At 73.9% G+C, this 372-nt stretch carries 1 protein-coding gene; it reads left to right on the top strand.

Annotation, left to right across the window (positions count from 1 at the left end):
- A partial coding sequence (locus tag ACFOYY_RS25005) for an AMP-binding protein (RefSeq protein WP_386192528.1) occupies positions 1-372 on the top strand: 372 nt, incomplete at both ends.

Below are 372 nucleotides of genomic sequence, written 5' to 3'. Positions count from 1 at the left end.
CACCTGGCCGCCGTCATCACCACCCCCGCCCACCCCTGGACCCTCACCACCGCCCAGGCCCCCGCCCAGGCCCCTGCCCAGGTCCCGGCCTCAGCCTCCGCCCAGGCCCCTGCCCGGGTTCCTGCCCCGGTTCCGGTGCTGGACCTGACGGCCGAAGCCGAGACGATCGCCGCCCAGCCGGACACCAACCCGGCACACCCGGCCGACCCGGAACGGGTCTTCTACATCCCCTACACCTCCGGCTCCACCGGCCGGCCCAAGGGAACCCTCGTCCCCCACCGGGCCATCAACGGCTTCTTCACCGACGTGCACTACGCCACCTGGGGACCCGACGCCGTCACCCTGCTGCACTCGGCCCTGTCCTGGGACGGC

This window comes from Streptosporangium jomthongense, from assembly GCF_042650425.1.
Taxonomy (GTDB): domain Bacteria; phylum Actinomycetota; class Actinomycetes; order Streptosporangiales; family Streptosporangiaceae; genus Streptosporangium.
This window is presented reverse-complemented; position numbering and strand designations above follow the sequence as displayed.